This is a genomic window from Streptomyces iakyrus (assembly GCF_000717055.1).
Taxonomy (GTDB): domain Bacteria; phylum Actinomycetota; class Actinomycetes; order Streptomycetales; family Streptomycetaceae; genus Streptomyces; species Streptomyces iakyrus.
On record NZ_JNXI01000009.1, the window covers coordinates 141,841 to 155,180 of the forward strand.

A 13,340-nucleotide genomic window follows, 5' to 3' on the forward strand; every position below is an offset into this window, starting at 1 on the left:
GGGGGTGGGCGCATGGCCCGTTCGGCGCGTGCGCAGGAGGAGATCCGGCGGTTCCTGGACATCGGGGCGGTGCAGGTCGCCGAGCTGGACCTCGACGGTGACGAGGCGGTGCTCAGACCCGGCCCGGGGAGCCCGCCCGTGACGCACGGCGAGGTGTTCGTGCTGGTCAGAAGGGGTGGCCGACCCGTGGGCACACTGCTCGGGCGGGTTCCGGAGGGGGCGGACCCCCGGACCGTGCTGGCGGAGCGGGCGCGGGCGGAGTGCGGGCCGGCCGTCTTCGGCGAGCCCGGGGAACCGCCGTTCACGAGTGTCGTCGTGGCCACCCGGGAGCGTGCCGGGCAGCTGGCCCGGGCGCTGGACTCGCTGCTGGCGCAGGACCATCCGCGGTTCGAGATCGTCGTCGTCGACAACGCGCCCGTCACGAGCGAGACGCGGGAGCTGATCGAGCGGAAGTACGCCGAGCGCGTGCGGTACGTCTGCGAGCCTGTTCCGGGGCTGGCAGCCGCGCACAACGCCGGGCTGGACGCCGTCGGCGGCGAGGTGGTCGCCTTCACCGACGACGACGTGGTCGCCGACCCGCGCTGGCTGACCGAGCTGAGCGCGCCCTTCGCCGCCGACGCCGGGCTCGGCTGCTGCACCGGGCTGATCCTGCCCGCGCGGCTGACCACCCCGGCCCAGGTGCTGCTGGAAAGCCACGGCGGCTTCGCGAAGGGCTTCACTCCAAGGACGTACGACCCGGCGCACCCGCCGGGCGACGAGCCGCTGTTCCCGTTCACCGCCGGGCGGTTCGGCTCGGGCGCGAACATGGCGTTCCGGACGGCGGTGCTGCGTTCCGTCGGCGGTTTCGACCCGGCCACCGGCGCCGGGACGGCCGCCCGGGGCGGCGACGACCTCTACGGCTTCGTGCGGGTCCTGGCCCAGGGCCACCGGCTGCGCTACACGCCGTACGCCCTGGTCTGGCACCACCACCGGGAGACCTGGCGTGACCTGGAGACCCAGGCGTACGGCTACGGCGCCGGGCTCACGGCGTACCTCACCGCCGTGCTCGTGAACCGGCCCGCGCTGCTGCCGGCGTTCCTCGCGAGGCTGCCGCGGGGTCTGGCCCACGCCCGCGCACTGACCGCCGTACGCGAGGCGGAGGGCGGAGGGACGCCGGGTGATCACGACGTGCGGACCCATCCCTGGCCGCGGCGGCTGTCGCGGTTGCAGCGCAGGGGGATGCTGTACGGCCCGGCCGGCTATGTGAAGGCGCGGCGCGCGCTGCGCGCGACCGCTCGCTACGAGACGGCCCGGGGGGCGAGATGAAGACGGACGGCAGAGGCCGGGCGGAGCGGGGTGCGCAGGAGGGTGAGGGGCCGATAGCCCCGCCCCGTGCCCACGGCACTCCCGCCATCCCCGTCTTCCTGTACCACTCCGTGATGGACGATCCGCCGGAGTGGATAGCCGAGTTCACGGTCACGCCGAAGCAGTTCGGCGCGCACCTCGACGCCGTGGTCCGCAGCGGACGCACACCCGTGACGATCAGCGCCATCGCCGATCACCTGGCCGGGCGGGCGCCGCTGCCGCCCCGGCCCGTGCTGCTGACCTTCGACGACGGGTTCGCCGATCTGCCCGGCCCCACCGCCGAGGCCCTGGCCGCACGCGCGCTGCCCGCCACCGCCTACCTCACCACCGGCGCCATCGCCCCGGGCGGGCGCAGTCTGCTGCCGCCCGCCCCGATGATGACCCTGGCCCGGGCGGCGGAGCTGGAACGTTCCGGCATGGAGATCGGCAGCCACACCGTCACGCACGCGCAGCTCGACACCCTGTCCGCCAAGGACCTGGCGTACGAACTGCGCACCTCCAAGGCCGTCCTGGAGGACGCCCTCGGGCACGAGATCCGGCACCTCGCCTACCCGCACGGCTACAACAGCCCCCGGGTGCGGGCGATGTCGGCCCGGGCCGGCTACGAGACGGCGACCGCCGTGCGGCACGCGCTCAGCTCCGACCGCGACGAGCGCTACCGCATCGCCCGGCTCATCGTCCGGCGCACCCACACCGTCGCCGACGTCGAGGGCTGGCTGGCGGGGGCGGGCGCCCGGGTCGCGCCGTACCGCGACGGGCCGAAGACGATCGCCTGGCGCTGGTACCGGCGGGCCCGTGCGATGGTGCACGGGCCCGAGTTCGCGGGCTGACCCGGGCGGGCTAGCGCAGCGGCTGGTTGAGATACGGGTCGGAGACCGCCTTGCGCAGGCTGTCCCAGGCCGCGTCGTTGGCCAGCGCCAGGTTGCAGTGCGGCCCGGGGTCGCGGTAGTTCCACTGGAGGGCCGCCTTCACGCCCTCCAGGCCCTTCAGGACCCTGGGCACCTCCGCGTACCACTCGGCCTGCCGCTGCGGGCGGTTCGCGTCCGCGGCGGTGCCGAACTCGGAGAGCATCAGCGGCTTGTCGTCGGAGATGTTGGCGCGGATCCAGTCGTGCGTGGCCTTCTGGGTCTGCGCGAAGGTCAGCCAGCCCGCTTCGTGACAGCGGTAGTAGTTGTACTGGTTGTAGCCGACCCAGTCGACGTAGTCGTCGCCCGGGTACATCTTCTTGATCTCGTCGGCGTGGTCGAGGTACCCGGTGGTGATCCACGTCCACACGACGTTGTCGACGCCCAGTGCGCGGAAGCGGTCGTGGATGTGCCGGTAGGCCTTCACGTAGTCGGCGGGCGTGCCGTTGTCCGGGGTGCGGGTGTCCATCTCCAGGTCGAAGGAGAGGAAGACCTTCTTGCCGTAGTCCTTGATGCGCCGGGCCTGGACGTCGATGACCTTGTCGTCGAGCTCGCCGGCGGCGATCTGCTTCCAGGTCGGCTGCTGTCGCTTCGTGCCGCCCCACCACTTGCTCTCCCAGGACAGCAGCAGCAGGTGATCCTCGCCGACGCGCCGCTCCTCCGGGGTGAGCAGCTGGCCCTCGCGCCGGGTGCCCGAGGCCAGGGACATGTCGTGGTACGTGTACACGATGTCCAGCTCGCGGCCCACGCGCTTCTCGTAGGCGCGCACCTTCGCCGGCAGGTCGTCCCGCTCGTGCGGCACGAACGCCCCGAACCAGGCGCCGCAGGGCGGTTCCAGGAGGGCCGTGGGGCGGCAGTCCGCCCGGGAACCGGCGGCTCCCGGTTCCGGCCCCGATGCGTCCCGCAGGGCGAGTACGGCGACCAGGACCGCGCTGACGACCGTGGCCGACGTGATCAGCAGGCGGCGCCGGCTGGATGCCAGCGGGCCGGCGGACTGCGTCTGGTGCGGATCTTTGCGGTGCTGTCCTCCGGTCGTGCTCGGCGTGCGGCGAAAGGGACGGTGGGGGCGGTTGAACCTCACTGAGCGGAACCCTTCGGTGTCCTCGGCGTCGTCCTCGGCGGCGGGGAGGCGCGCAGCGGCGGGCAGAACGCGGCGAGTGTGGTCAGCAGCGTCAGCGTCAGCAGCACCCGCTGCGCGCTGAAGGTGTGCGTGGCGATCAGCACGGTCGCGACGAGCATCACGGCGCCGATGCTCAGGAACAGCGTCAGCATCAGCCGCTCCAGCAGGTCGGAGTGGCGGGCGAAGTCCGGCTCCCGGCGCTCCACGGGGCCCTCGGCGGGCCGCGCCCCCAGGGCGGGGGCGCAGACTCTGACCGCGGCCGCGCCCGGACCCGCCGCCAGGAAGAGCACGACTGCGGCGCCGCGCAGCGGTGATCCGCCGGGCAGGGCGAGCGCGGCCAGCGCCAGCCAGCCGCCGAACGGGGGCAGCATCCGGACCACGAGTTCCTGCGGTGTCATCGCTTCGCTCCCCCTGACTGCTTCAGTTCGTAGAGCCATCCGGCGCCGTTCTCCGCCACCAGCCGGAAGCGCGGCGAGGCCGCGACGGACGTCCGGATGCGGTCCAGCTGCGCCTTGTCGAGCTGCCCGTTCATCTCGGAGTTGGCCAGCTGCCCCTGGGTGAGCAGGAAGTAGGCCCGGGCCGGACGCTCCACGCCCGCCATGTCATCGGCGAGGGTGGCGGCCGGCTCCCGGACGATCTTGTCGACGTGGCTGCGGGCGTCGTCGAGAAACCAGTAGTGGTCGATGTTCCAGTAGGAGGCGTACGCGTCCGGGTAGTTGCGGTTGGCGGCGACGATGAGCGAGCCCTCGGGCGCCTGGTCGAAGAGTTGCCGTACGAGGGCCACTTCCTGCGGCGGGAAGTAGTTGATCCGGTCCTTGCCGGAGTAGGCGGGGACGAACGCCAGGGTTCCGCCGAGCAGCGCGGCCAGTGGCACCCAGGTGCCGATGCCCCACCGGCGGGCCTTGGCGGAGCCGGTGGCCTGCCGGTTTCCGGCCTCCTGCTCGGCGGCGTCGGCGGCCAGGGTGCGGACCTTGGGCAGCAGGGCCGCGGCGGCGAAGAAGGCGGCGCCGGGCAGCATGAACAGCAGCACCCGGAAGATCATCTCGCTGCCGTAGCTGCTCGCCGCGAACATCGGCAGCGGGGCCGCCGCGACCAGCAGCAGGGGCCGGGCACGGTGGCGCAGCACCCGCTGGCGCAGCACGCCGACGGCCGCGAGCAGCAGCACGGAGCCGGACAGCAGCCGGGCCGCCCAGGAGGTGGCGATCGCTCCGGCGCCGGTCGGGGTGGCGCCGTAGCCCGTCTCGACGTTGGCGCCGACGTCGCCGATGGAGCGGATCATGTCCGGCATCGCTGCGGACAGGAAGGGCAGCGCGGCCGTGAGGCACCAGGCCAGGAAGATCACCACGGTCGTGGCCAGCGGGACCCAGTCGCGGTAGCGGCGGCTCAGGCACAGGGCGAGCAGGCAGACGGCCAGCATGCCCGGGGTGAGCTGGTGGGAGATGACGATCGCCACGATCAGGACGGTGATCACCACCGTCCACACCGCCTGGCGCGGCCGGCCGCGCCGCACGGCGGACCGGCCGAAGCGGCGCAGGACGACGGCCAGGACGCCCACGTGCAGCGCGTACGCCACGGACTGCGGGGAGAAGTAGTCCTGCCCGACCCAGTTGGCCACGTAGAAGAGCCAGACCGCGGTCCAGATCAGCCGCCGGTCCTCGGTGAAGGTGCGGTAGATCAGCAGCAGCGGGAGCAGCAGCATCAGGCTGGAGACCAGGGGCCACCAGGCCATGAACATCGCCGCCGAGTCCACGCCCAGCAGCCGCTGGAGGGCGGCCTGGGCGGCGAAGAAGCCCGGCCACTGGTCGTACACCGCCATGTCGCCGACCTGGTCGGCCGTCTGCAGTCCGCCGGCCGTCAGCAGATGGTCGATGACCGCCTCGTGCTTCCACGCCCAGGCGTACAGCGGCGTCGGGTAGAGCACGGCCTGCGTGGCCCGCTCCATCACCAGCAGGCCCAGCACGTACGCCGCCGACCAGGCGCCCGGCCGGCGCGCGTCGCGGACCGTGAACCAGAAGCCGGTGGTGAGCACCGCGAGCCCCGCCCAGAAGGCCGGGTGCAGCGCGCTGACCAGCCCGTAGTCGTCGAGCCGCGAGACGTCGGTGTGCCGCACGGCGTACGCCCACAGCGCGAGCGCGACGAGCAGCGGCACACCCGGCCAGGCCGGTGCGCGGCGCCCGGACCGGGCCGCGGGCAGGTCGGACAGATCCGTCACGGGCTCATGGGCGGGGCTCGACGACTCCGAGGAGGAGGGGCTGGAGGACTGGCTGGCCGTCTCGGGGCCGCTGCCGGGGGTGGTCGCGCCGTCCCGTGCGGGTGTGGGTTCTGGCGTGGATCTCTCCCTCGGTGTGACTGGCGGACGCACGGTGGTTCCCCCCTGGCGGTTGCTCTCTTCGGCTCTGTTCTGCTCTTCGGGGCCTCTGTCGGCCTCTGTTCGGCTCTATGGGGCCTCTGTTCGGCCTCTGTCGGCCTCTGTTCGGCTCTATGGGGCCTCTGTTCGGCCTCTGTCGGCCTCTGTCGGCCCGGAGTCCGGGTCGGTCTCGGCTTCGGGTCCGGTCAGTCGCGGGGCGGGCCGCTCGGTGGTTCGTCGGCCGTTCGGCCGGCTGAGGGGCCTGTCGAGGCTGTGGTGCGGGAGCGCGCCCAGGCCGTCACGGCGCGGTGGAGCAGCAGGAGCAGCGTGAGGGCGACGAGCAGGGGCGGCGCGAGGGGTGCGAGCGCGTCACGCCACACCCAGCCGCCGACCGCGACGAGATACAGAACCCCCCAGCGCCCCGGCCACGGCAGCCGTCCGCCTGCGCTCGCGAGCAGCAGCCCCAGTGGTACGAGACACAGCAACTGGCAGAGCGGCGGCGCCCAGCGCAGCAGCGGTTCGGGCCCGGAGAGCCCCACCGCGTCCGCCAGGAAGCCGGCCGTCTTCTCATACAACGCCCAGTCCACCGGCCGCGGTTCCCGCCCGAGGGCGGCCGGTGCGGCGTACAGGGCGATGAGGGCGGTGCCGAGCGCCGTGCCGGGCAGCCACGGGTCGTGCCGGGTGCTCAGCGTGACGGCGGCGACGAACACCACGAGCAGCAGGCCGCCCGCGGTGAGCGACGGCAGGGGCAGGCCCTCCAGGATCTGACGGCCGGTCAGGGCCGCTTCGGACGCCCGGTCGAGCCACGGCAGGTCGCGCAGCGGGGCCCAGAAGAACACGGCGGCGACACCGAGCAGGCTCCACAGGGCGCCTCTGAGCCGCCGCTCCCGCGGCTCCTCGTCCGGTTCCCCGGGGTCGTGGGGCGGTGGCTGCCCGGCCGGACCCTCCGGCCGCACGATCAGCGCCAGCGTGTCCGCCTGGAGCGCCTCGCGCTCGTAGCCGGGGCGCCCTATGAAGAGCGTGACCGTGTCCTGGTCGCCCTCCTTGGGCTGGTAGGCGGCCCGGCGGGCCCAGGTCGTGCCGTACCCGGCGGTGGCGTTGAGTTTCGCCCAGTGGGTGCCGTAGGCGGGGGCGGCGGGCGCGCGGACGGCGGGCGCGCTGTCTTCGTGGCGCAGGGCCGCGCGCAGCCCGGCCATGGAGACGACGGCGATCAGTGTCATGCTCAGCAGCACCGCCCAGCCCGCGCCCGCGATTCCGGACGGGGTGAACAGCACGGCCGCGCTGCCCAGCACCAGGGCGCACATGGCCCCTTGGAGCGCGGCGAGCACACCCGTGCGCCCCTGGACGCGCAGTACGCCGATGTAGAGCTCCACCACCACCCGCGGCAGGGCGCCCAGGGCCAGCAGCCGCAGCACGGTCGAGCCGTGCTCGGCGTAGTCCGGGCTGAAGGGCGTGAGGATGTACGGGGCGAAGACGACCAGCACGGCCACGACCGGGACCAGCAGCAGCGTCATGCGCCGCAGGGCGCCCCGGACGCCGTCGGCGAGCTGGCGGGGGTCGTGCGAGGCGTGCGCGGTGAGCGACGAGGCCATGTTGATGGCCATGAACTCCATCGTGCCGCCGACGGTGTAGGCCACGTAGAAGTAGCCGTTCTCGGCGGCGCTGAAGCGGACCGCGACCATCACCGGCAGCAGGTTGATCATCGCCAGGCTGAACAGGGCACCCAGCGAGTCCCCGGCCAGGAAGCGGCCCATGTCCTTGATCTTCGGGGGTTCCTTGTCGCGGTCGGCCTCCGCCTGGCGCGGGATGAGCCGGCGGAAGATCAGCCAGCCCAGCGGCAGCGTGGAGAAGGCGATCGCCACCGCCCAGGAGACGAAGATGCCGAGCACGGGCAGCATGCCGGCGAAGACGGCCAGGAGGACCAGCTTCCCGACCGAGAACACCGCGTTCCCGGCGGGCACCCACTCCGCCTTGCGCAGTCCGGTGAGCACCCCGTCCTGGAGGGTGAGCAGCGCCCAGGCCACGCAGGCCGCGACGAACACCGCTCCCGCCACGGGCGTGCCCAGAGGCGCGTAGGACGCTCCCCACGCGTCGAGCGTGAGCAGGAAGACGGCGGCCGCGAGCGCCACGACCAGCGAACTGGCCACGTACGTGCCCCACACCAGGCGCCCGGTCCGGCGTCCCGCGCGCGGGACGAAGCGGACGACCGCGCCGATCATCGTCGTCGCCGTGATGCTGGCGAGCAGCCGCATCGCGGCGATCGCGGCCGAGCCCTGGCCGACGGCCTCCTCCGTGTAGTAGCGGGCGGCCACCAGCCAGAATCCCAGGCCCAGTACGGCGGAGACGCCGGTGCTGAGCATGAGGAAGTAGGCGTTCTTGAAGAGCGAGTCGTGGGTGTGGTCGCCGTCGGCAGGCTTCGGCCCGCCGCCGTCGGTGCGCGCGGCGGCGGGCTCGTGCACCTGGATCTCAGTCACGGGACTGTCCCAGCCCTCCCGGTGTCGGCCCGCTCCCGGGCAGCTCTCCCTCTCCCGGCGCCCGCACCGGCCGCGCCCCGGACCGCTCCAGCACTTCGGCGACCGTCCGCGCCCGCAGCGGGTCCACGGGCAGCGCGTGCCGTGCGAACCAGCGGGCCGCCTCGGGGGCCGGCGAGGGGTCGGTGAACTCCGCACCGGCGTAGTCGTCGAGTGGCGGGTCGTAGAGGTAGCCGACGACGATGCCCTGTCGCGCCAGAGCCGCCACCGCCGCGTCCCGGTCGGCCACGAACAGCGGCACACGGAACAACGGCTGTGCGTCGTAGGCGTCACGCCGCTTGGCCCACGGCGTGGAGAGCAGCAGCTCCGTGCCCGCCCGGCAGGCGTCCAGGACGTCGTCCAGCCGGTCGAGTCCCCGCCCGATGCGCCGCAGCCGCAGCCGGCCGCCCTCCAGTCGGTAGTCGTGCATGTCGACGCGCAGCCACGGGTGGTGGGCGTCGAGCCCGGGCGTGTGGCGGGCGGCGAGGGCGAGTTCGTCCGGGCGCAGCGGCATCCGGATCTCCTCGCGGTCCGCCAGCCCCAGCAGCCGGATCGCGGACCAAGCGGCGCGCCGCAGCCGCAGCCCGCGCACCGCGGCCTCCGCGTACGGCCGGATCAAGTAGGCGAGTTCGGCGCCGGCCCGGCGCGGGGCGAGCAGTCCGGCACAGGTCTTCTCCACCGCCTCACGCAGCCCCGGGTCGGCGAGCGAGAGCATGCCTCCGGCCTTGGCCCCGACGTGCTTGGACAGGCTGAACACGGACGCCTCGCCCCACGCCCCGACCGGTCTGCCCCCCACCCGGCTGCCGATCGCGTGCGCCCCGTCCTCGAAGAGCGGGATCCCCAGCGCGTCGCACTTCTGCCTGAGGCGCGGCGCCGGGTCCGGGTTCCCGTACAGGTTCGTCGTCAGCACGGCCGACACCGAGCCCCACACCTCGTCCGGCACGGCACCGATGTCGATGGACGCGTCGAGCGGGTTCAACGGCGCCTGCACCGGCCGCAGTCCGGCCGCGAGCACGACGAAGAAGATCACGTCGTCGTTGACCGGCGACATCAGCACCCGTCCGCCGGGCGGGCACCAGTGGCGCAGCGCCACGTACAGCCCGAAACGGCACGACGGTACGTACACACATTCCCGGCCGAGCCGGACGCGCATGGCCTCTTCCAGCCGCTTCGGCTGTCCGCCATGCCGCACCGAACCCGGACCGGCCTCCCCTATGGCCATCCGCCCCCCAGATGTGCCGTGGGAAAGCCCCCTCCCCGAGGCCTTCCGGCACCCGCCCAGAGTCGCCCCGTTCGCACCGGTCCGTCAAGATTGCGTCGCGTCCTGTGGATAACTTCCGGCACGTACGAATGCGGCGCCCCGTCCGGCGCGCCGGAGTCGCCCCGTCCGGTCCCACCCGGGCCCACCTGCCCCGTTCGTCCGTCTCCGCCTCCTCGGACTCTGCCCAGGACCGGCGTGTCACCCGTAACGTGTGGCACGACCACGAACACGTGGCGACGACATGGCACACCCGAAAGCGAGGCAGCACCCGATGCCCCCCTTCGATGTCCCCGAGGGCGACCCCTTCGGCCCGCACAACCTGCCGTACGGCGTGTTCTCCCTGCCCGGCTCGTCCCACCGGACCGTGGGCGTCCGGCTCGGCGACCACGTACTGGACGCGGGCGCCGCGGCCCACGCGCTGGGCTCGCCGTACGCCTCCCTGCTCGCGCGGCCGACCCTCAACCCGCTGCTGGCCGCGGGCCGCACCGCCTGGTCCGACGTGCGCCGGGCGCTGACCGCCTGGGTGACCGTGCCGTCCCACCGCGAGACCGTCGCACCGCTGTTGCACCCCCTGTCGTCGGTGACCCTGCACCTGCCGTTCGAGGTCGCGGACTACGTCGACTTCTACGCCTCCGAGAACCACGCCCGGAACGTCGGGCAGATCTTCCGCCCCGACGCGGAGGACTCGCTCACCCCCAACTGGAAGCACCTGCCGATCGGCTACCACGGCCGCTCCGGCACGGTCGTCGTCTCCGGCACGGAGATCGCACGCCCGTCCGGCCAGCGCAAGGCGCCCACGGACGCCGCCCCCGTCTTCGGCCCGTCCGTCCGTCTGGACATCGAGGCCGAGGTCGGGTTCGTCGTCGGCGTGCCTTCCCGGATGGGCGCGCCGGTGGCCCTCGGCGACTTCCGCGAGCACGTGTTCGGGCTGTGCCTCCTCAACGACTGGTCCGCGCGCGACATCCAGGCCTGGGAGTACGTGCCCCTCGGCCCGTTCCTCGGCAAGTCCTTCGCCACGTCGGTGTCGGCCTGGGTCACCCCGCTGGACGCCCTGGAGGAGGCGCTCGTGGCGCCTCCGGCCCGGACGCACGGGCTGCTGCCCTACCTGGACGACAGCGGCGAGGAACCCGGCGGCTACGACCTGCGGATCAGCGTCGCCGTCAACGGCCATGTCATCTCCGAGCCCCCCTTCTCCACCATGTACTGGACGGCCGCCCAGCAGCTGGCCCACATGACCGTCAACGGCGCCTCCCTGCGCACCGGTGACCTGTACGGCTCCGGAACGGTCAGCGGTCCGGCGGAGGGGCAGCGCGGCTCCCTGCTGGAGCTGACCTGGAACGGCCGCGAGCCGCTCGAACTCCCCGACGGCAAGCGCACGTTCCTGGAGGACGGTGACGAGGTGACCCTCTCGGCCTGGGCCCCTGGACCGAACGGCGTACGGGTCGGGCTGGGCGAGGTGACGGGGCGGGTGGTCCAGGGCTGACACGGACCGGCCGGGAGCCGGCCCTCCGGGTGTCCGATGGTCGTCCCTCCCGTTTCCTCTGTTGTCCTTCAGTCCCTGACGCACACCGCCCGGGCCCGTCATACTGGGCGCGGGGCGGTGTGCCCGCACGTACGCCACGCTCGGCGTGGTCACCGGTGCGCACGGCGACCGCCCTCCCCCGCACGACCCGTAGCCGCCCCTCTTCCGACGAGGAACCGGAGCCCGTGGCCATGACCGTCTGCCTGCTCCTGCTGAGCGTCGTCGCCATGACGGCCGCCGTCCCCGTTCCCCGTGCGCTGACGCGGGCCGCCTGGCCCGAGCGGGAACCGGTGGTCGCGCTGTGGGTCTGGCAGTGCCTGGTGGCCACGGTGCTGCTGTGCTGCGTGACGGCACTCTCCCTGGGCGCCGCGGCCGTCTTCGGCACCGTCCGCGCCCAGCTCTTCGCCCCGGCTCCCCCCGCCGTGACCGCGGCGTACGACCTGTCCACCGCCCCGCCCTGGGCCGCCGCCCTCACCCTGCTGCTGGCCTGCGGTGCCGCCTGGACGACGGCGATGCTCGCACGGGAGCTCGTCGAGGCCCGCCGGCGCCGCGCCCAGGCCCGCGCCCACCTGCGCGAGCGCGCCCCCGACCTCCCGGCCGGCCTGCCCGCGGCGCGCGGACCGCTGCTGGTCCTGGAGGACGAGTACCCGGACGCCTGGTGGATGCCCGGCAGCCCGTCCCAGCTGATCGTCACCACGGGCGCCCTGCACCGCCTCACCGGCCACCAGATCGACGCCGTCCTCACCCACGAGCGGGGCCACGCACGGGCCCGCCACGACTGGCTCCTGCACCTGTCCACGGCCCTGGCCACCGGCTTCCCGCGCATCCCGCTGTTCGCCCACTTCTGCGACCAGACCCACCGCCTGGTCGAACTGGCCGCCGACGACACGGCCTCCCGCCGCTGCGGCCACCTGACCACGGCCCTGGCCCTGATCGAGCTCAACCAGCACCGCGGCGTCCTGTCCTGCGCCTCCAGCCACCGCCTGCTGGGCGAGCGGGTCGACCGGCTCCTGGAACCGCCGCCCCGGCTGGGCCGCCGGCACCGGGCCCTGACCACCACGACGGCGGCACTCGTACCGCTGCTGCCCCTGCTCATCGCGTTCGCCCCGGGGCTGACGGCGCTGTCGTAGCCGGGGCGGCCCGTGCCGTGGTGGCGGATCTCCCCGCGGGCCGGCCGAAACAGCAGCTCAACAGTCGAACAGGTCACATTCCCGGTGGCGCAACATTCCCGCAACACCACTTTTCCTATCGGATAGGTATGGTCCGAACCATGCCCAGTGACCGCATCCGAGACCACGCCGGACAGGGAGCCGCGACCACCGTCGCCGCCCACCGCGCGCGGCGACGGCTGCGCGCCGACCGGGCCCGGCAACTGGCCGACCCGCTCCGCCGGTTGCTGCTCACCGGCGCCTTCCCGGGCGGTGTCCTCCCCCACGAGTCGGCCCTCGCCGCCGAGTACGGCGCCAGCCGCAACACGGTCCGCGAGGCGCTCGACCTGCTGCGGGCCGAGGGCCTCGTGGAGCGCCAGCCCGGCGTCGGCACCGTGGTCGTGGCCCACAAGTACCCCCACGGCCTCGACCGCCTGATGGGCCTCGCGGAAACCCTCCGCGAACACGGGCAGGTCACCAACGAGGTCCGCACCATGGGCCCCGCCCCGGCACCCGCGCCCGTCGCCGACCGCCTCGGGCTCGCGCCCGGCACCGACGTCCTCTACATCGAACGCCTGCGCAAGCTCGGCGGGCTGCCCCTGTCCCTCGACCTCACCTACATCCCCCTGGACATCGGCACCGAACTGCTCGGCGCCGACCTGGAGAACACCGACGTCTTCCGCCTCCTGGAAGCCGTCACCGGCCGGCCCCTCGGCCATGCCGAGATCACCCTGGAAGCGGTCAGCGCGGACACCCACTCGGCCGCCGTGCTCGAGGCCCCGCGCGGCGCCGCCGTCCTCATGCTGGAACGCCTCACCCACCTCGCGGACGGCCGCCCGGTCGACCTGGAGTTCATCCGCTTCCGCGGCGACCGCATCACCATGAGCGGCCTGCTGCACCGGACCCGGTAACCCACCCGCTCGCGCACATCCCTGGAGACAGCCATGCCCTTGGCGCCCCAGCGGGCCGACGTGCCCGTGACCATCGACGAGTCGAAGTGCATCGACGGCTGCACGCTCTGCGTGGACATGTGCCCGCTGGACTCCCTCGCCATCGACGAGCGCAACGGCAAGGCGTACATGCATGTCGACGAGTGCTGGTACTGCGGCCCGTGCGCGGCCCGCTGCCCCACCGGAGCCGTCACGGTCAACATGCCCTATCTGCTCCGGTGAGAGGCCGAAAC

11 protein-coding genes are annotated in these 13,340 nt (G+C 73.4%); 6 read left to right on the forward strand and 5 right to left on the reverse strand.

Annotated features, from left to right (window positions below):
* The first annotated feature begins 12 nt into the window (after positions 1–12).
* Positions 13–1,305, forward strand: coding sequence for a glycosyltransferase family 2 protein (locus OO68_RS16125; protein ID WP_033309038.1), 1,293 nt, complete (start codon positions 13–15; stop codon positions 1,303–1,305).
* A gap of 113 nt (positions 1,306–1,418) precedes the next feature.
* Complete coding sequence (locus OO68_RS16130) at positions 1,419–2,174, forward strand: polysaccharide deacetylase family protein (protein ID WP_033309120.1); 756 nt, start codon at positions 1,419–1,421, stop codon at positions 2,172–2,174.
* Positions 2,175–2,184: 10 nt separating this feature from the next.
* On the opposite strand, the gene OO68_RS16135 is transcribed toward OO68_RS16130, so the two are convergent.
* The 5 genes from OO68_RS16135 to OO68_RS16155 form a co-directional block, all read right to left on the reverse strand.
* Positions 2,185–3,330 carry a glycosyl hydrolase gene (locus tag OO68_RS16135; protein ID WP_033309039.1) on the reverse strand — a complete coding sequence of 382 codons (1,146 nt, stop codon included), beginning with the start codon at positions 3,328–3,330 and terminating at the stop codon, positions 2,185–2,187.
* Positions 3,327–3,767: a hypothetical protein gene (locus OO68_RS16140; RefSeq protein WP_033309040.1), complete on the reverse strand. Its 441-nt coding sequence runs from the start codon at positions 3,765–3,767 to the stop codon at positions 3,327–3,329. The genes OO68_RS16135 and OO68_RS16140 overlap by 4 nt, the downstream gene beginning before the upstream one ends.
* Positions 3,764–5,581, reverse strand: coding sequence for a hypothetical protein (locus OO68_RS16145; RefSeq protein ID WP_033309041.1), 1,818 nt, complete (start codon positions 5,579–5,581; stop codon positions 3,764–3,766). The genes OO68_RS16140 and OO68_RS16145 overlap by 4 nt, the downstream gene beginning before the upstream one ends.
* Positions 5,582–5,922: 341 nt before the next feature.
* Complete coding sequence (locus OO68_RS16150) at positions 5,923–8,190, reverse strand: lipopolysaccharide biosynthesis protein (protein ID WP_078625322.1); 2,268 nt, start codon at positions 8,188–8,190, stop codon at positions 5,923–5,925.
* Positions 8,183–9,448, reverse strand: coding sequence for a DegT/DnrJ/EryC1/StrS family aminotransferase (locus tag OO68_RS16155; RefSeq protein ID WP_078625323.1), 1,266 nt, complete (start codon positions 9,446–9,448; stop codon positions 8,183–8,185). Before OO68_RS16155 ends, OO68_RS16150 begins: the two co-directional genes overlap by 8 nt.
* A gap of 310 nt (positions 9,449–9,758) precedes the next feature.
* Here OO68_RS16155 and fahA point away from each other — a divergent pair, with 310 nt between their 5' ends.
* From fahA to OO68_RS16175, 4 genes are all read left to right on the forward strand, one after another.
* On the forward strand, positions 9,759–10,970 hold the full coding sequence (gene fahA, locus OO68_RS16160; RefSeq protein WP_033309043.1) for a fumarylacetoacetase: 1,212 nt from the start codon (positions 9,759–9,761) through the stop codon (positions 10,968–10,970).
* Between the two features lie 230 nt (positions 10,971–11,200).
* The gene (locus tag OO68_RS16165; RefSeq protein ID WP_033309122.1) at positions 11,201–12,139 is read left to right on the forward strand and encodes a M56 family metallopeptidase; all 939 of its coding nucleotides are present in this window, start codon (positions 11,201–11,203) and stop codon (positions 12,137–12,139) included.
* A gap of 140 nt (positions 12,140–12,279) precedes the next feature.
* Positions 12,280–13,068: a GntR family transcriptional regulator gene (locus OO68_RS16170; protein WP_209442588.1), complete on the forward strand. Its 789-nt coding sequence runs from the start codon at positions 12,280–12,282 to the stop codon at positions 13,066–13,068.
* Between the two features lie 33 nt (positions 13,069–13,101).
* Positions 13,102–13,329: a 4Fe-4S dicluster domain-containing protein gene (locus tag OO68_RS16175; protein WP_003992261.1), complete on the forward strand. Its 228-nt coding sequence runs from the start codon at positions 13,102–13,104 to the stop codon at positions 13,327–13,329.
* Positions 13,330–13,340 lie beyond the last annotated feature (11 nt).